General features: G+C 64.1%; 21 protein-coding genes. 11 read left to right on the forward strand and 10 right to left on the reverse strand.

Features of this window, described 5'->3' with window-relative positions; translation table 11 throughout:
* The first annotated feature begins 57 nt into the window (after window positions 1-57).
* Window positions 58-1398, forward strand: a complete 1341-nt coding sequence (gene gdhA / locus PSEEN_RS03755; protein WP_044487662.1) for an NADP-specific glutamate dehydrogenase — start codon at window positions 58-60, stop codon at window positions 1396-1398.
* 135 nt (window positions 1399-1533) lie between these two features.
* Here gdhA and PSEEN_RS03760 read toward each other — a convergent pair whose 3' ends face one another.
* The 4 genes from PSEEN_RS03760 to PSEEN_RS03775 all read right to left on the reverse strand — a co-directional run bounded on the left by PSEEN_RS03760 (window position 1534) and on the right by PSEEN_RS03775 (window position 5016).
* Complete coding sequence (locus tag PSEEN_RS03760) at window positions 1534-2031, reverse strand: GreA/GreB family elongation factor (protein WP_011532157.1); 498 nt, start codon at window positions 2029-2031, stop codon at window positions 1534-1536.
* Between the two features lie 69 nt (window positions 2032-2100).
* Window positions 2101-2457, reverse strand: coding sequence for a hypothetical protein (locus PSEEN_RS03765; protein ID WP_011532158.1), 357 nt, complete (start codon window positions 2455-2457; stop codon window positions 2101-2103).
* Between the two features lie 138 nt (window positions 2458-2595).
* A complete protein-coding gene (locus PSEEN_RS03770) occupies window positions 2596-4449 on the reverse strand; it encodes an Lnb N-terminal periplasmic domain-containing protein (RefSeq protein WP_011532159.1) in 1854 nt (617 codons plus the stop codon).
* Between the two features lie 78 nt (window positions 4450-4527).
* On the reverse strand, window positions 4528-5016 hold the full coding sequence (locus PSEEN_RS03775; RefSeq protein ID WP_011532160.1) for a DUF3015 domain-containing protein: 489 nt from the start codon (window positions 5014-5016) through the stop codon (window positions 4528-4530).
* Between the two features lie 255 nt (window positions 5017-5271).
* Here PSEEN_RS03775 and PSEEN_RS03780 point away from each other — a divergent pair, with 255 nt between their 5' ends.
* The 5 genes from PSEEN_RS03780 to PSEEN_RS03800 all read left to right on the forward strand — a co-directional run bounded on the left by PSEEN_RS03780 (window position 5272) and on the right by PSEEN_RS03800 (window position 10040).
* Complete coding sequence (locus tag PSEEN_RS03780) at window positions 5272-7710, forward strand: Lon protease family protein (protein WP_011532161.1); 2439 nt, start codon at window positions 5272-5274, stop codon at window positions 7708-7710.
* 162 nt (window positions 7711-7872) lie between these two features.
* Window positions 7873-8211 (forward strand): PA4575 family protein, encoded by a 339-nt coding sequence (locus PSEEN_RS03785; protein ID WP_011532162.1) that lies wholly within the window; start codon window positions 7873-7875, stop codon window positions 8209-8211.
* Between the two features lie 172 nt (window positions 8212-8383).
* Window positions 8384-8872, forward strand: a complete 489-nt coding sequence (locus PSEEN_RS03790; protein WP_011532163.1) for a TIGR00645 family protein — start codon at window positions 8384-8386, stop codon at window positions 8870-8872.
* Window positions 8873-9030: 158 nt separating this feature from the next.
* The gene (locus PSEEN_RS03795) at window positions 9031-9336 is read left to right on the forward strand and encodes a DUF6482 family protein (RefSeq protein ID WP_011532164.1); all 306 of its coding nucleotides are present in this window, start codon (window positions 9031-9033) and stop codon (window positions 9334-9336) included.
* An 86-nt stretch (window positions 9337-9422) separates the two neighbouring features.
* Window positions 9423-10040 (forward strand): BamJ family beta-barrel-assembly machinery protein, encoded by a 618-nt coding sequence (locus PSEEN_RS03800; RefSeq protein ID WP_011532165.1) that lies wholly within the window; start codon window positions 9423-9425, stop codon window positions 10038-10040.
* Window positions 10041-10115: 75 nt separating this feature from the next.
* On the opposite strand, the gene PSEEN_RS03805 is transcribed toward PSEEN_RS03800, so the two are convergent.
* From PSEEN_RS03805 to PSEEN_RS03815, 3 genes are all read right to left on the reverse strand, one after another.
* Complete coding sequence (locus PSEEN_RS03805) at window positions 10116-10361, reverse strand: PA4570 family protein (RefSeq protein ID WP_011532166.1); 246 nt, start codon at window positions 10359-10361, stop codon at window positions 10116-10118.
* 148 nt (window positions 10362-10509) lie between these two features.
* Window positions 10510-10851: a zinc ribbon domain-containing protein YjdM gene (locus PSEEN_RS03810; RefSeq protein ID WP_011532167.1), complete on the reverse strand. Its 342-nt coding sequence runs from the start codon at window positions 10849-10851 to the stop codon at window positions 10510-10512.
* Window positions 10852-11017: 166 nt separating this feature from the next.
* Complete coding sequence (locus PSEEN_RS03815) at window positions 11018-11986, reverse strand: polyprenyl synthetase family protein (RefSeq protein WP_011532168.1); 969 nt, start codon at window positions 11984-11986, stop codon at window positions 11018-11020.
* 245 nt (window positions 11987-12231) lie between these two features.
* On the opposite strand from PSEEN_RS03815, the gene rplU reads away from it, so the two are divergent.
* From rplU to PSEEN_RS03840, 5 genes are all read left to right on the forward strand, one after another.
* The gene (rplU, locus tag PSEEN_RS03820; RefSeq protein ID WP_011532169.1) at window positions 12232-12546 is read left to right on the forward strand and encodes a 50S ribosomal protein L21; all 315 of its coding nucleotides are present in this window, start codon (window positions 12232-12234) and stop codon (window positions 12544-12546) included.
* Between the two features lie 37 nt (window positions 12547-12583).
* Complete coding sequence (rpmA, locus tag PSEEN_RS03825) at window positions 12584-12841, forward strand: 50S ribosomal protein L27 (protein ID WP_003247464.1); 258 nt, start codon at window positions 12584-12586, stop codon at window positions 12839-12841.
* A gap of 184 nt (window positions 12842-13025) precedes the next feature.
* A complete protein-coding gene (gene cgtA, locus PSEEN_RS03830) occupies window positions 13026-14249 on the forward strand; it encodes an Obg family GTPase CgtA (RefSeq protein WP_011532170.1) in 1224 nt (407 codons plus the stop codon).
* An 87-nt stretch (window positions 14250-14336) separates the two neighbouring features.
* Complete coding sequence (gene proB, locus PSEEN_RS03835; RefSeq protein ID WP_011532171.1) at window positions 14337-15455, forward strand: glutamate 5-kinase; 1119 nt, start codon at window positions 14337-14339, stop codon at window positions 15453-15455.
* A 23-nt stretch (window positions 15456-15478) separates the two neighbouring features.
* On the forward strand, window positions 15479-15925 hold the full coding sequence (locus tag PSEEN_RS03840; protein ID WP_162042940.1) for a CreA family protein: 447 nt from the start codon (window positions 15479-15481) through the stop codon (window positions 15923-15925).
* Window positions 15926-16039: 114 nt separating this feature from the next.
* On the opposite strand, the gene mksF is transcribed toward PSEEN_RS03840, so the two are convergent.
* The 3 genes from mksF to mksB are packed head-to-tail and all read right to left on the reverse strand — an operon-like array spanning window position 16040 to window position 20854.
* Window positions 16040-18871: an Mks condensin complex protein MksF gene (gene mksF / locus PSEEN_RS03845; RefSeq protein WP_011532173.1), complete on the reverse strand. Its 2832-nt coding sequence runs from the start codon at window positions 18869-18871 to the stop codon at window positions 16040-16042.
* On the reverse strand, window positions 18868-19575 hold the full coding sequence (gene mksE / locus PSEEN_RS03850; protein WP_011532174.1) for an Mks condensin complex protein MksE: 708 nt from the start codon (window positions 19573-19575) through the stop codon (window positions 18868-18870). Before mksE ends, mksF begins: the two co-directional genes overlap by 4 nt.
* Window positions 19565-20854, reverse strand: coding sequence for an Mks condensin complex protein MksB (mksB, locus tag PSEEN_RS03855; RefSeq protein WP_011532175.1), 1290 nt, complete (start codon window positions 20852-20854; stop codon window positions 19565-19567). Before mksB ends, mksE begins: the two co-directional genes overlap by 11 nt.
* Between the last annotated feature and the right edge of the window lie 130 nt (window positions 20855-20984).

Consider the following 20984-nt stretch of genomic DNA (forward strand, 5'->3'; position numbering starts at 1 on the left):
TCTTGGTACAGTCCCGAAAAAACCAAAAACAATCCCTCTCTTGGTGAGATGTCTACCATGATCGAATCCGTCGACCATTTCCTGGCGCGCCTGCAACAGCGCGACCCAGCCCAGCCCGAATTCCACCAGGCCGTGGAGGAGGTGCTGCGCAGCCTGTGGCCCTTCCTCGAACAGAATCCCCACTACCTCGAAGCCGGCATTCTCGAACGCATGGTCGAGCCCGAGCGCGCCGTATTGTTCCGCGTGTCGTGGGTCGATGACCAGGGCAAGGTCCAGGTCAACCGCGGCTACCGCATCCAGATGAGCAGCGCCATCGGCCCATACAAAGGCGGCCTGCGTTTCCACCCATCGGTGAACCTGGGCGTGCTCAAGTTCCTGGCCTTCGAACAGGTGTTCAAGAACTCGCTGACCTCGCTGCCCATGGGCGGCGGCAAGGGTGGGTCGGACTTCGACCCCAAGGGCAAGAGTGACGCAGAAGTCATGCGCTTCTGCCAGGCGTTCATGAGCGAACTGTACCGCCACATCGGTGCCGACCTGGACGTGCCAGCCGGTGATATCGGCGTCGGTGCCCGCGAGATCGGCTTCCTGTTCGGCCAGTACAAGCGCCTGGCCAACCAGTTCACCTCGGTGCTGACCGGCAAGGGCATGACCTACGGCGGCAGCCTGATCCGCCCGGAAGCCACCGGCTACGGTTGCGTGTACTTCGCTGAAGAGATGCTCAAGCGCCAGGAACAGCGCATCGATGGTCGCCGCGTGGCGATCTCTGGTTCGGGCAACGTCGCCCAATATGCGGCGCGCAAGGTGATGGACCTGGGCGGCAAGGTGATCTCGCTGTCCGACTCCGAAGGCACCTTGTTCTGCGAAGCCGGGCTGACCGACGAGCAGTGGGATGCGCTGATGGAGCTGAAGAACGTCAAGCGTGGCCGTATCAGCGAGCTGGCCGGGCGCTTCGGCCTGGAGTTCCGCAAGGGCCAGACACCGTGGAGCCTGGCGTGTGATATCGCGCTGCCATGCGCCACCCAGAACGAGCTGAACGCCGACGACGCCCGCACCCTGCTGCGCAATGGCTGCATCTGCGTGGCTGAAGGCGCCAACATGCCGACCACCCTCGACGCTGTGGATATCTTTATCGAGGCCGGCATTCTCTACGCGCCGGGCAAGGCTTCCAACGCCGGTGGCGTGGCAGTGTCGGGCCTGGAGATGTCGCAGAATGCCATGCGCCTGCTGTGGACCGCCGGTGAAGTGGACAGCAAGCTGCACCACATCATGCAGTCGATCCACCATGTCTGCGTGCATTACGGCGAAGAGGCCGATGGCCGCATCAACTACGTGAAAGGCGCCAACATCGCGGGCTTTGTGAAGGTCGCCGATGCCATGCTGGCGCAGGGCGTGGTCTGATCTCGGATCGCAGGGGGCCGCTCTGCGGCCCTTTCGCGACACAAGGCCGCTCCCACAGGTATTGCGCAAAGATTGGACCATGCGTTGTACCTGTGGGAGCGGCCTTGTGTCGCGAAAGGGCTGCAAAGCAGCCCCTCAACCCTCAACCTCTACCCCAATAATCTCGATCATTTGGTCACCCGCAGGCCTTCGCCAAAGCACTTCATCCCCTGGCCCAGCCCCCAGCAGTGCACGTCCCAACGGCGAGCCCCAATTGACCAGGCCATGCACGGCATCGGCCTGATCTTCACCGACCAGCTGCACCTGATGCGCCTGGCCGTTCTCATCGACAAACCGCACCCTGCTGCCAATCTGCACCTTCTGCGTGGACGTGGCGGCAGGCACCACCTGTGCGCTATGCAAGCGCGAAGTGAAGTAACGCAGGTCACGCTCGGTATCGGCCAGGCGCTGTTTGTCGGCGCGATCGCCTTCGGCCAGCAGTTCGCCGTGCAGCGCCTTCAGCGTCGCCACCCGTTGCTGCAACTGGGCCAGTCCACTGGCGGTCACATAGTTGGGCTGGTCGCTGACGCGCCGCTCCACCGGCTGGCTGGCCTGGGCGGCGGCCTGGTCCTCGTTGACGAATGCTCGGCTCATGCGGGGCCTCCTTGTGCTGGAGACCATGGTGGCAGGTCACGGGTTGCAACGGTTGTCCGTTTGCGACCTCTAGTTGCGACGATAGGCGCGGGCGGCGTCGCGGTCTTTTTCCTGCTGCCACTCGCGGTCGCGCTCGTCCCAGTAGCGCTCGCGGTATTCGCGCAGGTCTTCGTTGGACTGCATCGCGTGGCACTGGCGAAAACCGTCGTCCCAGCCGCTTTCGTACTGGCGGTTGTGCAAGTAGCGCGGGACGTCCTTGCGAAAATCGCCGGCCATCAGCCCGGCGGCCTGGCGACCGCTGCTGCAGCCATCCTGGAAACCGTCGGCATAGGCGGGGGGGTAGCCTTGATTGACCATCTGTTCGTGGGTGGTTTCACAACCGGCCAGCAGCAATGCGACAAACAGGCCCAACCAGTACCGCGACATATCCACAAGCCCTTTGACGTGATGGTGGAAAGTCTAGGGGGTGAATTGTTGGCGGGATGTCAAAACGCTGTCGAAGGATCGCGGCGGGGCTGTTCGCCGGCAAGCCGGCTCCTACGGGGAGCGCTTGCCGGCCAATCTTCAATACTGGTACCACTTCAATTCCAGCATCACCTCGTTCTGCGCCGTGGCCAACTGGCTGAACTGCCGCGAAGCGCTCAACCGCAGCCCCAGGTCCCGGCTGATTTCCCACTGTTGGTTCAGGCTGACGCTACGCCTTACCTCACCATTGGTGAAGTAGTCGCCCTTGGCCTCCAGGGTCAGGTTGCCCAGCCCGTTGCGCCACAGCAACCCGCCATTGAACCCGGCTGCCGGCGAGATGAACTCGGTGAAGTCGTTGTGGTGCTCCACCCGTGCCGTCCCCAAGGCGAAGCCGAGCAAGTCGTCGGTCAGCTGCCAGGTACCACCGGCACCGCCATTGACGTGGCTCACCAGCACCTCGTCGCCATGCTTGCCCGGCACCCGCTCCAGCCCCCCGGCGACCTGCCACGACCACGGCTTGAGCAGCGCGTTGCGCGGCGTCAGCGAGCGGATGGTGGCCAGGTCCAGGCGCTGCACCTGCCAGTCGTTGCCCTCGTACTGGCGCAGCTTGAGCTGGAGGATCTCGATCTGTGCGCCGAGCGGGAAGCCATACAGGTTGTCGTTGAGGTCGTGATAGGCCATGCGCAGGCCATATTCGGCAAAGGCGCGGTCCTCGCGGGTGCCCACGCCCAGTTGCCAGGTGCGCGACTGGTGGCCGTCTTCCGGCAGCCCCGGGCGTTCTATCTGCAGAGGCGGCGGCGGGTTGCGGTTGATCGCCTTGAGCAGTTCGAAACTGCGCGCGGCCTGGCCGGCGTCGCGCTCCTGGCCATTGGCCCGGTAGCGCTCCAGGCGGTAGGCGGCATCCTGCACCAGCGCCTGACGGTCGCGGGGCAGGGCGGTGAAGTCGGAGCTTTGCAGATGGCCGGTGTCGGCGCTGATGGCCAGCACTTGCTGTTGTTCGGCGTGGTCGAGCGGTTCGGCGCGGGCCAGCAGCTCGCGCTCACGCGATGGGCGGTAGCGCACGTCCGTGACCAGCCCGGACTGCTTGACCGCCTTGACGGTGTCGGTGGGGATGGCGGTCAGCGGGAACTGCGAGGTCAGGTCCAGGCTTGGGCGCGCCACCTGCAGCAGCTCCAGCAGGCGGTAGGAGCAGTTCTCGTCGAAGAAGAAATAGTCGAACTTGATCTGTTTGAGTTCCCACACATGCTCGACCATGCGCCCGGTCTCTTCCGGGGTGAGGTCCAGCTGGTACTCCCACAGGTCGCGGTTTTCCAGGCTGCGGTACTCGGAGAGTTTTTCCTGGTAGGGCATCATCGCGAACAGGCCCGGGTAGCCACCCATCAGGCCTTTCCAGGCGTAGAGGATGCTGTTGTCGCTGCCTTCGATATAGGCACCGAAGTTGATCGCGTAGCTCAGCAGCGTCGTGTCGTCGCGGCGGGTGTTCGACTGGTCGATGCGCAGCAGCGTGTGGCCGAACATCGACGACGGGCTGTTGAGGTAGGCGGCCGGGAAGATCAGCGCCGCGCTGTGCGGGTCGATGGACTTGTACCAGGCATTGAATTCCTGACAGTCCGGGCGCGGCAGGTCATTGAGCGCCAGTTGCTCGCGCAGCCAGCGGGTGCGGGCCGGGAACACGCACTGGGCATGCTTGTCGCCGAGGCTCGCCGGGGCGTACAGCGCGGCCACCGTGGCGGCGAGCTCCAGGTCGGGGTGGTGGGCGCCGTCTTCGGCGAGGAAGAAGCGCCGGTCATCCACATAGCTGCGCCAGCCACCGAGCTTGGCGGTCTCGTAGTGGCCCAAAGCGATCCAGTAAGGCGTGGCCGCCAGCTGCTGCGCGCGAGCCGGGTCGATCTGTGGGGCGGCGTGAAGCGGGGCGCTGACCAGTAGCGCCAGGGATGCGAGGCGTTTGAGCATGTCGGGCAACTACTTCCTGATGATGCCGAAAGATGAATCGCCAAACCCGCCCCGGTGCCGGGGCGGGAGGCGCGGGACTCAAGCCTCGGTGGCGTACTTGGCCAGTTGTGGGTCGCGCTTGAGCACGGCCAGGGTGTTGCTGTGGACAGCTTCCGCCGTCACGTTGGCGCTGCTGAAGATCTGCTGGAAGTGCTCGTGGGTGACGGCGGCGAAGTGCGCGCGGTCTTCAGGTGCCACGCCCAGGACCACGGCGTAGGTGGTCAGGGCTTCGCCCTGGCCCTTGGCCATGTCCTCGGACAGTTCGTTCATCATGCCGTTCATGGCGAACCAGGACTTGCCGCCGTAGGTGAGGGAGGCCTTGGTCGAGCAGCCGTTGGTGCCCGAGGTCATGCCGAAGGTTGCGTTGCCGGAAGTGCCGTTGGTGGTGGAGGCGAGGAAGTGGGCCGGTGTACCGCGCTGGCCCTCGAACAGCATGTTGCCCCAGCCGCAGTTCGGGCCGCCCGGCGCTTCGGCCATGGCGTTGATCGAGACTGCGGCGAACAGGGTACCCAGAAGAATCCGTTTCATAGCGTTGTTCTCATTCTCAAGTGGCATACCAATGGTCAGGGTTCTGGCAACGCGGTTGCCAGGTCGCAAAGGCCATACCGGCCCCCCGCGCAGTTTGGAGTTTAGGCACGATCCAAAGGTTGCGTTGTTTATTGCGAAAAATTGCTTGCGTGATTGGCATTGTTGGACTGCGACATAAAGTCTCGCGCAGCCTTGCCGCTGCGCGCTGGCAGCGCCAGAATGCGGTCATCCGCCCCGCCGAAGTAAGGAAACCCAATGCCCGATCCTGTCGCCTCGCGCCTGCGTCTCGCGCCCGAAGCCCTGACCCGGCGTTTCTCCGCTGAACAGTTTGCCTTCTCCAACACTGACGATCTGGAGCCGTTTCGTGGTGTCCTGGGCCAGGAGCGTGCCGTAGAGGCCCTGCAGTTCGGCGTGGCGATGCCGCGCCCAGGTTACAACGTGTATGTGATGGGCGAGCCCGGCACTGGCCGGTTCTCGTTCGTGAAGCGTTATCTCAAGGCCGAAGGCAAGCGCCAGCACACGCCCGCCGACTGGCTTTACGTGAACAATTTCGAGGATTCCCGCGAGCCTCGCGCGCTGGAGTTGCCGGCCGGCAGCGCCAACGAGTTCATCAGCGACATGAACGGGCTGATCGACAACCTGCTGGCGACCTTCCCGGCGGTGTTCGAACACCCCTCCTACCAGCAGAAGAAGAGCGCCATCGACCGCGCCTTCAACCAGCGCTACGACCGTGCCCTGGATGTCATCGAGCGCGCCTCGCTGGAAAAGGACGTGGCCCTGTATCGCGACAGCAGCAACGTCGCCTTTACACCGATGGGCGACGGCAAGGCGCTGGACGAAGCCGAGTTCGCCCAATTGCCGGAGGAGGTGCGCGAGCGCTTCCATGAGGACATCGCCGAGCTCGAGGAGCGCTTGAACGAAGAGCTGTCGAGCCTGCCGCAATGGAAGCGTGAGTCTAACAATCAGCTGCGCCAGCTCAACGAAGAGACCATCACCCTGGCCTTGCAGCCCCTGCTGGCGCCGCTGTCGCAGAAGTACGCGGAAAACGCCGCAGTCTGCGCCTACTTGCAATCCGTGCAGTTGAACCTGCTGCGCACCGTGGTCGAGCAGTTGGTCGACGACAGCAAGACCGATGCCGTGGCGCGCAAGATGCTCGAGGAGCAATACGCCCCCAACCTGGTCGTCGGGCACCCTCTCAAGGGCGGCGCGCCGGTGGTGTTCGAACCGCACCCGACCTACGACAACCTGTTCGGCCGGATCGAATACAGCACCGACCAAGGCGCGCTGTACACCTCCTACCGCCAGCTGCGCGCGGGGGCGTTGCATCGTGCCAACGGCGGCTTCCTGATTCTCGAGGCCGAGAAGATGCTCGGCGAGCCGTTCGTCTGGGACGCCCTCAAGCGCGCCTTGCAGTCGCGCAAGCTGAAGATGGAGTCGCCGTTGGGCGAACTGGGCCGTGTCGCCACGGTCAGCCTCACGCCGCAGATGATTCCGCTCAACGTCAAGCTGGTGATTATCGGTTCGCGCCAGCTGTACTACGCGCTGCAGGACCACGATTCGGACTTCCAGGAGATGTTCCGGGTGCTGGTCGACTTCGACGAAGACATGCCCATGGTCGACGAGAACCTGGAGCAGTTCGCCCAACTGTTGCGCACCCGCACCAATGAAGAGGGCATGGCGCCGCTGACCAGCGACGCGGTGGCACGCCTGGCTACCTACAGCGCACGCCTGGCGGAGAACCAGTCGCGGCTTTCGGCGCGCATCGGCGACCTGTTCCAGCTGGTCAGCGAGGCGGACTTCATCCGCCAGCTGGCCAATGAAACCATGACCGACGCCGGGCACATCGAACGGGCGCTCAAGGCCAAGGCCACGCGCACCGGGCGCGTGTCGCAGCGGGTGCTCGACGACATGCTCGCCGGCATCATCCTGATCGATACCGAAGGCGCGGCCATCGGCAAGTGCAACGGCCTGACCGTGCTCGAAGTCGGTGACTCGGCGTTCGGCATGCCGGCGAGGATCTCCGCCACCGTCTACCCGGGCGGCAGCGGCATCGTCGACATCGAACGGGAGGTCAACCTCGGGCAGCCAATCCACTCCAAGGGCGTGATGATCCTGACGGGTTACCTGGGCAGCCGCTACGCCCAGGAATTCCCACTGGCGATTTCGGCGAGCATCGCCTTGGAGCAATCGTACGGCTACGTCGACGGCGACAGCGCCTCGCTGGGTGAAGCCTGCACCTTGATCTCTGCCTTGTCGCGCACACCGCTCAAGCAGTGCTTCGCCATCACCGGCTCGATCAACCAGTTCGGTGAAGTGCAGGCAGTGGGCGGGGTGAATGAGAAGATCGAAGGCTTCTTCCGCCTCTGCGAGGCCCGTGGCCTGACCGGCGAGCAAGGGGTGATCATCCCGCGCGCCAACGTCGCCACGCTGATGCTCGACGAGCGCGTGTTGCAGGCGGTCGAGGCCGGGCAGTTCCATGTCTACGCCGTGAGCCAGGCCGACGAGGCCCTGAGCCTGCTGGTGGGCGAGGAGGCCGGCGCCCTGGACGACAAGGGTGAATTCGCCGAAGGCAGTGTCAATGCGCGGGTGGTGGAGCGCCTGCGGGTGATCGCCGAGATGATCAGCGAGGAAGAGATCAAGGAAGCCGAGAAGGAGCGGCTGGAGGAGGTCATCGCCCAGGCCAAGCCTGCCTGAGTCAAAAATTCGGCGCTGGCGGCCAAGTGCTACCGTTCAGCGCCGGTTTTCTAACTTTTCTGCAGGTCGGCTAAAGTGGAACTTAGGGACGGTATCAGGGTTCAGGATGGAAACAGCCCGACGATTTCGGGCTGAACAGGGCTTCACAGAGGGGACGCCGCCATGCGCAACCTCAGCCTCACCCGCCAGTGCCTGGGCCTGGTGACCCGCATCGAATGCTGCATTCGTCCATTGGCTGGCGACAACGGCATGTGGACCTTGCTCTTCGCCGCCGGCATGGCCGGCGAACAACCCTCGGCGATCAAGGCCCAGGGGCCGTTCCATGGGCCGCTGGTGGCCGAGTCGGTGATGAACGCCATCGTCGACAGCCTCACCCTTCATGGTTATCAGGTCGCGCAAGACCCGCAAATCTGGTGCCTGCACCTGCAGGCGCAGTTGCGCAAGATCAATGGCGAGCGCTGCCGGAATCTGGGGGACTACCAGTTCCACCCGGAAACCTGATCACAACGCTTTTCCTGTAGGAGCCAGCTTGCTGGCGAACCCTGCTGCACCGGTTCGCCAGCAAGCTGGCTCCTACAGATGATCGCGAAACGACCATAGGCTTTTGCTGTCACAGGTGGCTGGCTATACTCGCGCCCGCTTTTCCAGTCACCTCAAGAGTCCCTAACTGTCCATGGAACGTATCCTCGAAAATGCGATGTATGCCTCGCGCTGGCTGCTCGCCCCCATCTACTTCGGCCTCTCGCTGGGCCTGCTGGCACTGGCGCTGAAGTTCTTCCAGGAAATCATCCATGTCCTGCCCAACGTCTTCACCCTGGCCGAGGCGGACCTGGTCCTGGTGATCCTGTCGTTGATCGACATGTCGCTGGTCGGCGGCCTGCTGGTGATGGTGATGATCTCGGGCTACGAGAACTTCGTTTCGCAGCTGGACATCGACGACAGCAAAGAGAAGCTGAGCTGGCTCGGCAAGATGGACTCCTCGTCGCTGAAGATGAAGGTCGCAGCGTCCATCGTCGCCATCTCCTCGATCCACCTGCTGCGGGTGTTCATGGATGCGCAGAACATCTCCACCGACTACCTGATGTGGTACGTGATCATCCACATGACCTTCGTTGTCTCGGCGTTCGTCATGGGTTACCTGGACCGCATCACCAAGCACTGAACGAATCGGTAGGAGCCAGCCTTGCTGGCGAACCGGGCGTCCCGTTCGCCAGCAAGGCTGGCTCCTACCGAAATATGCGATGGGCGGTGGCTTGCGCTTTTGCCGATGCTGTACAAAAAATGAGCACTCATGCGTGGTTCCCGCAGCGAGGTACGCCCATGAACCTGCATCAGCTCAATACCGAGGCCAGGGCCGGCCATGTCGACGAACTCAATCTGATCGCCATCGAAGGCGGTGACTACCTGCTCGAAGCCCGGGTCAAGGGCCGTGCTCACCCCCTGGACGATGCCCGTGGCAAGCGCCTACGCGTGCACTCGGTCGAAGATGCGCGGCAACTCCTGCAATCGCTTCCCCTGCTGTCGATGAACCTGGTGCACTGGTCCGTGCAGGACGAAATGTGCGGCCTGGGCACGCACCCGGAAGAAGACCTCAAGGTACCGATTTCCCAGCGTTCGGCCTGGTAGCTGCTTCACGCCGCGCCAGTGTGCTAGGCTGCTCGCCCTTTTCATCAAGGGCGCGGATGCAGTGCGCCCTTAAGTGGAGCAAGCCCATGTCCGAACTCAACCTGTCCACCGACGAAACCCGCGTCAGCTACGGCATCGGCCGCCAGCTGGGCGGCCAGCTGCGTGACAACCCGCCACCGGGCGTCAACCTGGAGGCCATCGTGGCCGGCCTGACCGACGCCTTCAACGGCGCCGACAGCCGTGTCAGCGAAGCCGACCTGTCGGCTGCCTTCAAAGTCATCCGCGAAGTGATGCAAGCCGAAGCCGCAGCCAAGGCTGAAGCCGCCGCTGCCGTTGGCAAGGAATTCCTGGCCGACAACGCCAAGCGTGAAGGCATCGTCACCCTGGCCTCGGGCCTGCAGTACGAAGTGCTGACCGCAGGCGAGGGCGCCAAGCCTTCGCGCGAAGACAACGTGCGCACCCACTACCACGGCACCCTGATCGACGGCACCGTGTTCGACAGCTCGTACGAGCGCGGCCAACCGGCTGAGTTCCCTGTCGGCGGCGTGATCGCTGGCTGGACCGAGGCCCTGCAGCTGATGAACGCCGGCAGCAAATGGCGCCTGTACGTGCCAAGCGAGCTGGCTTACGGCGCCCAAGGCGTTGGTAGCATCCCGCCGCACAGCGTACTGGTGTTCGACGTCGAGCTGCTCGACGTTCTGTAATGCCCGTTCGCCGGCAAGCCGGCTCCTACAGATTGCGAATGCGTCCTGTAGGAGCCGGCTTACCGGCGAAGCTTTTCAGTTCCAATCCGTTCCCCCTGGGCGCAATGCCCGCGCATAGCAGAACAGGAACAGGTTGCGCACCACCTCCTTGAGCACTCCCGGTTCACTCGAGTTCAACCCGGTAAGATCCAGGTCGCCCTGGTCGCGCAGTTCGTCGAGCGCGTCTTCTTCAAGCACGGCACAGACTTCGCCAGTCTCGCGATGCAGGATGCGCAGGTAGGGGTGGGGGCGGTCGAGCCAGGCGTCGATCAGATAGGTCATGGCTATTCTCCATTGGATAGCGGTTCCAATGAGAATAATTCTTATTATCAAAATAGCAAGAGACTATTGGAAGATTTCTTCCGAAGGGTGCGCACGATCCCGTTGCAGGATCTGTCAGGGCCGCCCGGAGGGCAGCCCCGAGGGGGAGTCAGACCTTGCGTACGAACTCGGACTTCAGCTTCATCGCGCCGATGCCGTCGATCTTGCAGTCGATGTCGTGGTCGCCATCGCACAGGCGGATGTTCTTGACCTTGGTACCGACCTTGACCACCAGGGATGAGCCCTTGACCTTGAGGTCCTTGATCACGGTGACGGTGTCGCCGTCCTGCAGGACGTTGCCGACCGAATCCTTCTTCACCACGTCATCGCTGGCGGCGTCGGCTTCGCCATTGGCCGACCACTCGTGGGCGCATTCGGGGCAGATCAGCTGGGTGCCATCCTCGTAGGTGTATTCGGAGTTGCATTGGGGGCAGGGTGGCAGAGTGCTCACGGCTTTTCCTTTCAAGTACAGACGGACAAAGGCGCACATTGTATAAGGTTTTGCCTGGGAAATGTGTTTTGCCTGTGCAAAAGCATTCGCGGGTAAACCCGCTCCTACAGGTAAGTGGTGGACCTGTAGGAGCGGGTTTACCCGCGAAAAAGGCGACGCGATGTGTTTAGTGCGTACGTGCTACCGCGAATTCGCTCAGCTCGACCAGCGCATCCCGGTACTCGCTGGCCGGCAGCACTTCCAGGCAGGCGATGGCGCGGGCGACGTAGTCACGGGCCATCTGCGCGGTGTAGGCCAGGGCGCCGGAAGCCTCGACGGCGATGCGGATCTGCTCCAGGTCCTCAAGGCCACCCTTCTGGATCGCCTGGCGCACCAGCGCCGCTTGCTCGGCGGTGCCTTCGCGCATGGCGTAGATCAGTGGCAGGGTCGGCTTGCCTTCGGCCAGGTCGTCGCCGACGTTCTTGCCCAGGGTTTCCGAGTCGCCCTTGTAGTCCAGCAGGTCGTCGACCAGCTGGAAGGCCACGCCCAGGTGGTCACCGAAGGTGCGCAGGGCCTCGCGCTGCTCGTCGCTGGCGCCGGCCAGCGCGGCGGCGCTGTGGGTCGAGGCTTCGAACAGCATCGCGGTCTTGCCGCGGATGACGTCCATGTAGATTTCCTCGGTGGTGCTGGCGTCGCGCACACGCGACAGCTGCAGCACTTCACCCTCGGCGATGACGCGGGTGGCCTTGGAGAGGATCTGCATGACCGGCATCGAGCCCAGCTCGACCATCATCTCGAACGAGCGCGAATAGAGGAAGTCGCCCACCAGCACGCTCGGGGCGTTGCCCCACAGGGCGTTGGCGGTGGAGCGGCCGCGGCGCATGCCGGACATGTCGACCACGTCGTCGTGCAGCAAGGTTGCGGTGTGCAGGAACTCGATGGTCGCCGCCAGCAGGCGCAGGTCGTCGCCTTCGCGGCCCAGGGCCTTGCCGCACAGCAGCACCAGCAGCGGGCGCAGGCGCTTGCCGCCGGCGGACGTGATATAGTCGCCGATCTTCGATACCAGCGGCACGCGCGAGGTCAGCTGCTTCTTGATGATCTCGTCGACGGCGCTGAAATCATCAGCTACCGCGCGGTAGAAGGTTTGGGGTTGCATCGGCTGCTCCATTGAGGTTGCGCGGCATGCTAGGTCGCGGGTACCGGTGTGTCAAGGCGCGGTGGCCGTGGCCCCGGGCCGGCACTTGCAAGCATTTATAGGGTTGCGTACAATCGCGCACCCTAACTTTCCTGGGCAGCACCTGCCTTACGCAATTGCGCCGGGCCTTTCCAGCCTTGTGCAGCCATGCCAGCCAATACTCATCATATAAAGCGCTGGGTGAGCAGGATTATCGGAGAAATACCATGTCTTACGCAGTAATCGTTACCGGCGGCAAGCAGTACAAAGTCGCTGAAGGTGAATTCCTCAAGATCGAGAAGCTGGAAGTCGCCACTGGCGAATCCGTGACTTTCGATCGCGTCCTGCTGGTCGCCAACGGTGACGACGTCACCATCGGTGCTCCAGTTGTTGCTGGCGCTAAAGTAGTGGCCGAAGTCGTTTCCCAAGGCCGCCACGACAAGGTTCGCATCATCAAGTTCCGTCGTCGTAAGCACCACATGAAGCGCATGGGCCACCGCCAGTGGTTCACCGAGATCAAAATCACCGGTATCCAGGCTTAATCGCCCCGATCCCCTGAATTTATTGGAGAATTGAACCATGGCTCACAAGAAGGCTGGTGGTAGTACTCGTAACGGTCGCGACTCAGAATCTAAACGCCTTGGCGTGAAGATGTATGGCGGCCAGGTTATCAAGCCGGGCAACATCATCGTCCGTCAGCGCGGTACCGAATTCCACGCTGGCTACGGCGTTGGCATGGGCAAGGACCACACCTTGTTCGCCAAGATCGAAGGCGTGATCAAGTTCGAGAAAAAAGGCGAGTTCATGCGCCGTTACGTGAGCATCGTCGCCGCTTAATCGCGACGTCGCTCCAGAAGCCCCGTCATGCGACGGGGCTTTTTCGTTTGTGGTGAGCCTCTTGCAAAGCTGTTTGTATGGGCTGCCGGCGTTGGTTTCTGGTCGTACGGGGCCGCCGCGCTCATTTTTGCAAGAGCCTCAGGTTTTTGGTTTTCAGCTCGCCGACTGGCGAGAGGCGGTTTAAATGAAGTTTGTAGACGAAGTATCGATCCGGGTAAAAGCCGGTGATGGCGGCAACGGTTGCATGAGCTTCCGCCGCGAGAAATTCATCGAGAACGGTGGCCCCAACGGCGGTGACGGTGGCGACGGCGGCTCGGTGTACATGGTGGCCGACGAGAACCTCAACACCCTCGTCGACTATCGCTATACCCGCCACCATGAAGCCCAGCGCGGCTCCAACGGCGGCAGCACCGACTGCACCGGCAAGAAGGGCGATGACCTGTTCCTGCGCGTGCCGGTCGGCACCACCGTGATCGACGCCTCCACCCAGGAAGTCATCGGTGACCTGATCACCCCTGGCCAGAAGCTGATGGTCGCCCAAGGCGGCTGGCACGGCCTGGGCAACACCCGCTTCAAGTCCAGCACCAACCGTGCGCCGCGCCAGACCACGCCAGGCAAGCCGGGCGACCAGCGCGACCTGAAGATGGAAATGAAAGTGCTGGCCGACGTCGGCCTGCTGGGCTTGCCGAACGCCGGCAAGAGCACCTTCATCCGTTCGGTGTCGGCCGCCAAGCCGAAAGTCGCCGACTACCCGTTCACCACCCTGGTGCCCAACCTGGGCGTGGTCAGCGTCGACCGCTGGAAGAGCTTCGTCATCGCCGACATCCCCGGCCTGATCGAAGGCGCCTCCGAAGGTGCCGGCCTGGGTATCCGCTTCCTCAAGCACCTGGCCCGTACCCGCGTGCTGCTGCACCTGGTCGACCTGGCGCCGCTGGACGGCAGCAGCCCGGCCGATGCCGCCGAGATCATCATCAACGAGCTGGCGCAGTTCAGCCCGGCGCTGGTCGATCGTGAGCGCTGGCTGGTGTTGAACAAGGCCGACATGATCATGGACGACGAGAAGGATGAGCGCGTCAAGGAAGTGGTCGAGCGCCTGAACTGGGAAGGCCCGGTCTACGTGATCTCGGCCATCGCCAAGCAGGGCACCGAGAAGCTCAGCCACGACCTGATGCGTTACCTGGAAGACCGCGCCGACCGCCTGGCCAACGACCCGGCCTACGCCGAAGAGCTGGCCGAGCTCGACCAGCGCATCGAAGACGAGGCCCGTGCCCAGCTGCAGGCCCTGGACGACGCCCGCACCCTGCGCCGCACCGGCGTCAAGAGCGTGCACGACATCGGCGACGATGACGACTGGGATGATTTCGAGGACGACGAAGACGGCCCGGAAATCATTTACGTGCGCGACTGATCGGTTGCAGTACACTAAACGCCGCTCTCTGGAGCGGCGTTTTTGTATCCACGGTATCTACAGATTCGACATAGGTTGGAAGAGAAGATGCGAAGCAAGGTGACTGGCGCCCAGCGCTGGGTCGTGAAGATCGGCAGCGCGCTGCTGACCGCCGATGGCAAGGGGCTGGACCGCGGCGCCATGGCGGTGTGGGTCGAGCAGATGGTGGCCCTGCGCGAAGCGGGCGTGGAGCTGGTGCTGGTGTCCTCCGGGGCCGTGGCGGCTGGTATGAGCCAGCTGGGCTGGACCTCGCGACCGAGTGCGATGAACGAGTTGCAGGCCGCCGCTTCGATCGGCCAGATGCGCCTGGTCCAGGCCTGGGAGTCGAGCTTCGGCGAGCACGGCAAGCACACCGCGCAGATCCTGCTGACCCATGATGACCTCTCCGACCGCAAGCGCTACCTCAACGCGCGCAGCACCCTGCGCACGCTGGTCGACCTGGGCGTGGTGCCGGTGATCAACGAGAACGACACCGTGGTTACCGACGAGATCCGCTTCGGCGACAACGACACCCTGGCGGCCTTGGTGGCCAACCTGGTCGAGGCCGACCTGCTGGTGATTCTCACCGACCGCGATGGCATGTTCGACGCCGATCCGCGTAACAATCCCGAAGCCCAACTCATCTATGAAGCCCGTGCCGATGACCCGGCGCTGGATGCCGTGGCCGGTGGTACCGGTGGCGCCCTTGGGCGTGGCGGCATGCAGACCAAGCTGCGCGCGGCGCGCCTGGCTGCCCGTTCCGGTGCCCACACCATCATCATCGGTGGCCGTATCGAACGCGTGCTGGACCGCCTGAAGGCCGGCGAGCGCCTGGGCACCCTGCTGTCGCCCGAGCGCGGCATGCTCGCCGCGCGCAAGCAATGGCTGGCTGGCCACCTGCAGACCCGTGGCACCCTGGTGCTCGACGATGGTGCCGTGAAGGCGCTGCGCGAGTCGAACAAGAGCCTGCTGCCGGTGGGCGTGAAGACTGTCCAGGGCAGCTTCCGCCGTGGCGAGATGGTGGTCTGTGTCGGTCAGGACGGTCATGAGATCGCCCGTGGCCTGGCCAACTACAGCGCCCTGGAGGCGCAGAAGATCATCGGCCAGCCGTCTGATGCCATCGAGAGCCTGCTGGGCTACAGCGCCGAGCCTGAGCTGGTGCACCGCGACAACCTGGTCCTGGTCTGAAGGAGATCACCGTGTTGAAAAGGATGTTTGCCGTGGCGGCCTTGATGCTGCCGATGCTGGCCGGGGCCGAGGAGATCGGCCAGGTGTCCACCGTGTTCAAGTTCGTCGGGCCGAACGACCGGATCGTGGTCGAGGCGTTCGATGACCCGAAGGTCGATGGCGTGACCTGCTACCTGTCGCGGGCCAAGACCGGCGGCCTCAAAGGTGGGTTGGGGTTGGCGGAGGACCGTGCCGAGGCGTCGATTGCCTGCCGTCAGGTGGGGCCAATCCACTTCAAGGGTGAGTTGAAAGATGGCGAGGAGGTGTTCAAGGAGCGCACCTCGCTGGTGTTCAAGACCATGCAGGTGGTGCGGTTCCTCGACAAGAAGCGCAATACGCTGGTGTACCTGGTGTATAGCGACCGGGTGATCGAAGGTAGCCCGCAGAATGCGGTGACGGCGATTCCGATCTTGCCGTGGGCGCAGCAATAACCGATTGATCGCCGGGAGGCCTTCGGCCTCCATTCGCGGATAAATCCGCTCCCACAGGGGCTGTAGGAGCGGATTTATCCGCGATGGGCCGCAAAGCGGCCCCAACACCCCGAATCAGGCCAATTCCTCGGCCTCATCCTCGCGCACGATGGCCTTCACCTCGTCGCGACGGCTGATGTACTTCCAGTCCGCCTCGTCGATGTAGATGCCGTTCGGCCCGCTGCCGCCTTCCAGGTCGATCGCCACCCGCGCCGACACCTGCGGCTTCACGCTCGCCAGGATCGGCACGAAGCCCAGCTGCTGGCTGGTCTCCAGCAATGCCGCCTGGTTGCGCTCGTCGATGTCTGCCGCCTCGTCGAGGTAGTACGGCAGGCGAATGCGCCCGGCCAGGTCACGGTCCATCAGGTGCAGCAACAGGTACATGTTGGTCAGCGCCTTGATGGTCATGGTGGTGCCGTTGGAGGCGGCGCCGTCGATGTCGGCGTGGATCACCGGCTGGCTGTTGATCTTGGTGATCTCGAAGGCCAGTTCGAACAGGTCCTTCAAGCCCAGCTGGTTGTGGTTGGCCGCCACCAGCCGCGCCAGGTACTCCTTGGCCTCTTCGTTCTTGTGGTCCTGGTCGGCGTTTTGCGTCAGGTCGAACACCGACAGCGTCTCGCCTTCCTCGTACTGGCCGGCGCTGTGGATGATCTGGTCGATGTGCTTGAGCGCTTCCTTGTTCGGTGCCAGCACCACGCGGAAGCTCTCCAGGTTCGACACCTGGCGTTTGTTGATCTCGCGATTGAACAGCGCCAGTTGGTGCTCGAGGCTGTCGTAGTCGCTGCGGATGTTGCGCAGGGTCCGGGCGATGTCGGTGACCGCGGCGCGACGGGCCTTGGCCAGGGTCAGCGCTTCCTCGGTGCGGTGCGAGTAGGCGTTGATCAGCAGCTGCAGGCGGCGCTCCATGTCGTCTTCGCTGTCGAACTTGGCCACGCCTTTCAGGCGCACCTGGGCGTACAGCGCCTCGATCTGGTTGTCCACGCGCTGCAGGGCTTGCCAGCTGTCCTGGTAGTCGTTGAGCAGGGGCAGCAGGTTGTCCATGGAGTCGTCGATCGCTTCCATGAACGGCGTGCCGAACGGCAGGTCGGCCGGCAGCAGCTGGCGGCGGCGCAGGGCGTCTTCCAGGGTGCGCTGCTTGGCTTCCAGGTCGGCGATCTGCCGGCCTACCAGCTGCAGCTTGGCCGACAGTTGCTGGACGCGTTCGGTGAAGGCGTCGCTGGAGCGCTTGAGCTCGTCCTGGGCGGCTTCCAGCTGGCCCAGCTGCTCCATTTTTTCCGGCTCTTCGGCGGCCAGGGTCTCGGTGCGGCGGAAGTCTTCCAGCGCTTTCTGCGCATCCAGCACCTGCTGGTACAGGGCTTCGGTCTGCGCCTTGCTGGCGGCACGGTCGAGGGCCACGGCCTGCTGGGTCTTGAGCTGCTTGAGCTCTTTCTCCAGGCGTTCTTTCTGGTCGCGCAGGGCGGCGCGGTCGGCCAGGGCCTGCAGCGCGGGTGGGTCGATGTGCGAGATGTCGATGGACAGGCCCGGCACTTCGAAACGCTCACCCTTGAAGCGGTCGAGCACGCCTTCGAGGGTTTTCACCCATACGTCGCTTTCGTCCAGCTCGATGCCACGGTCGCCCAGCGGCAGGCTGAACAGTGCGCCGTTGAACAGGCGCATCAGGCGGTCGACGTCCTGCTGCGAGAACTCTTCGCGCAGGCGGGCGTAGCTGTTGTTGTCGGCATGGTCGAGCTGCTGCTTGACGGCCTTCACGCGTTTTTCCAGGTCGCGCACACGCTCGTCGAGGTCTTCGGCGGAGAACTGCCGCGACTGGGCCAGGGCGCCGGCCAGTTCGTCGTGGGCGTCCTTGGCGGCCAGCAGTTGCTGTTCCAGCACCTTGACGTCGGTGACCAGGGCGAAGCGGTGCTTGAGCACCGACAGCTCGCCCAGCCAGCGCTGGATGCCGGTGATCTCGCGCTCCAGGCGCATCAGCTCCTGGGTGCCGCCGCGCTGGTCGTTCTGCAGGCGGTCCTGCTCGCCGCGGTAGTGCTCGGACTGAATGACCAATTCTTCCTTGCGCGCCATGGCGTAGTCCTGCCAGGTGCCCAGCAGGTTGTCGAGCAAGGGCGAGATGCGGTGCAGCTTGCCGCGCAGGATGTCACGCTGGGCCACGCCGCCGGCCAGGGCCTCGACCAGCGGGCCTGCGGCCACCAGGGCGTTGTAGTCGCCTTCCATGCGACGCACGTCGCGGAAGGCCTCTTCGCAGGCGGCGATGTAGTCGACGCTGCCCGAACGCAGGCTGTGCTCGAAGGCGTCGAGGAACAGCTGCTTGAGCTTGGCGGCGGTGATCTCGCGCATGTGCAGCAGGTTGATGAACAGGGCGCGGAAGGTCTTCAGGCTCTGCTCGCTGGTCGAACGCAGCGGGATCAGGGTGAGGTCCAGTGGCACCGAGGTGTGGCCGCCGACCAGCAGCCGGCGCAGTTCGTCCGGCTTGAGCTCGTAGGCCTTCAGGCCGTTGCGCTCGAGGTTGGTGAACAGCTCTTTCTGGCGCAGGCAGGTGTCGTCTTTCTGGTAGTGGGCCAGGTCCAGCTCGCCCTGGTAGGCGAAGAACTGGTGGCCGAAGCCGCCACCCGGGCCGCGGCCGACCACGCCGATCACGTGCGGGCCGTGGGGCAGGTTCAGTTCGCAGAGGATGTAGCTGGTGTCGGTGGCGAAGTAGAAACGGCGCGACTGCTCCAGGCTGTACTTGCCGAAGCTCATGTCGGACATGCGCGCCAGGATCGGGAACTGCAGCGCGTTGATCGACGCCGATTTACCCAGGTTGTTGGCGCCATAGACCGACAGCGGGTGTTCCAGGGGGAACAGGCCGAGGCTGTAGCCGGCGGTGTTGAGCAGTGCGAAGCGGCGGATGCCGTAGCGTTCCTGGCTCATGCGTCAATCTCCTGTTGCTCTTCGCGGATGGCCCGGGCCAGGGCGTCCTCCTCGCTCTCCTCGCCATCGAACGGCGTGAGGTCGAGCGGGTCGTCGGTGCGGTTGAGTTCCTCGGGGGTTTCTTCCACCACCAGCACGGGCACCGGCAGCGGCAGGTCGCTGTGCAGGGTGGCGGCCAGGTCGCGGTCCTGCTGGACCGACAGGCACACGTCGAGGAAGCGGTGCATCGGTGGCATGAAGCGGTAGATGCCGCCTTCTTCGAAGGCGAAGCCCAGCTGGGTCATGCGGCGCATGATCTTTTCTTCGAGCTCGTCGACCGTCTGCACTTCAGCTTGCAGGAACAGGTCGCGGTACTTGTCCAGCAGCGATGGCAGTTCGTCGCGGCCGATGCTGCCGCCGTCGAGCACGGCCATCGGGTCGCGGCCCTGGTCGGCCAGGTGCTCGACCAGGATGAAGGTGAACAGCGACAGGCGCTGGGCGGTCTTGTTGACCTGCGCGGCGGCCTGTTCCGGGACGAAGTAGTAGAAGCCGCGGGTGTCGCAGACCAGCTCGAAACCGAGGGCCTTGAACAGGGTGCGGTACTGGTCCTGGAAGTTCGACAGCTGGGCGTACAGCTCCGGGTCGCGGCGGCTGATGTGGAAGCCCTTGAACAGCTCGCGGAAGATCGGCGCGAGCTGGGACAGTTCGGAAAGATCAAGATGCATGGGTGGGGCTCGCGGTGGATTCGGTCGTGGTCGCCGGCTTGTTGTCGCGGCTGGAAGTCAGGGCGAAGGAGCGCAGGCTGACCAGGTGTTCGCGGGTGAGGTATTGCTGGCGATCGAGGCGCTCGCGGCTGAAGCGCTTCTCGCGCGACAGGCGCGAGAACCAGTACAGCAGCTCGTCGGTGGCGCCTTCGGGCTCCTGCTCCAGCAGCCAGACCATCAGGTCCGGCAGCGGCAGGGCGTCTTCGCAACGTTCGAGCATTTCCTTGACCGTGCGCGGGGCGCGGGGCAGCGGGCCCTTTTGCGTCTTGTGCGCCTTGGGGAAGCGCGCAGGCTTGGGCTCGAAGCGGGCCAGGGCATAGACGTAGGCTTCGACCTGGCTGGCGCTGCCGAGGAAGGTGCTCTGCGGGCGGGTGAACAGCGGCATGGCCGCCTGCGGCACGGCGTCGATGCCTTTCTTGCGGATCACCGACAAGGCCAGCGCCGCGCCACGGGTCACGGCGTTGTGTCGGCGTGCTTCTTCACGCAGCGGCAGCAGCAGTTCGCGGGCGTGGCGCAGGGTGAGCTGGGCGCTGGTCTGCATCTCGAGGATGCGCGCGTGGGTGCGCAGCAGCATGTCGTCGTCGACCAGGTGGCCCAGGCGCGCCTGCTCGCCCAACAGGCGCAGCAGCACGGTCTCGACCTTGCGCACGCCCTGCTCGAAGGCGCCGTCGGCGTTGACCAGCTGGATCATCGGCTCGACGTATTCGTCCCAGGTCGCCAGGACTTCGGCGTAACGCTGGCGCAGGGGGATCTGGCGGTTGCTGGTCTTGGCCCGTTCGGCCACGGCCACCAGCGCCTGTTCGTCGTTGTCGAGCTTCTTCAGTACATCGCGCACGCGCATGTCGAGCAGGCGCAGCTGGCGTGCCAGGTCGTCGCTGTCGCGGTTGTCGAAGGCGTCCTGGATATGCCCGGCCAGGCGTTCCAGGTGGCGCAGGTACGCCTCGATCTCCAGGCACAGGCCCAGCCGGTGCTCGCGGCGCAGGTAGGCGAGGAAGTCGTGGATCTGGGCGTTGAGCTCGAAGCGGTTCGGGCTCTTGGCCACCGGGACCAGGATGTCCAGGCGGATCCACACGTCGAGCAGCTGGGTGATGTCCTGCGGGGTGCTTTCCACCTGCTGGCGGGCCAGCTGCTGGCGCAGCTCGACCAGGCTCAGGGTGCCCTGGTCGAAGCGCTCGCACAGCGGCTCGATCAGGGCCCAGTGTTCGGCTAGGGCGCGCAGGACGCGCTTGGGTTCGATCATTGGCGGGTCGACTCGTTGCCAAATAAAAGGGGCGATTGTACTGCATCCGGGGGGGAGGAATTCACCCCTTGGTCTGCAATAGGGGATCACCTCAGGTTTCCTAGGGTTTTCACTGGCCCTGTTCGCTGGC

Source organism: Pseudomonas entomophila L48 (assembly GCF_000026105.1).
In the GTDB taxonomy this organism is placed as follows: domain Bacteria; phylum Pseudomonadota; class Gammaproteobacteria; order Pseudomonadales; family Pseudomonadaceae; genus Aquipseudomonas; species Aquipseudomonas entomophila.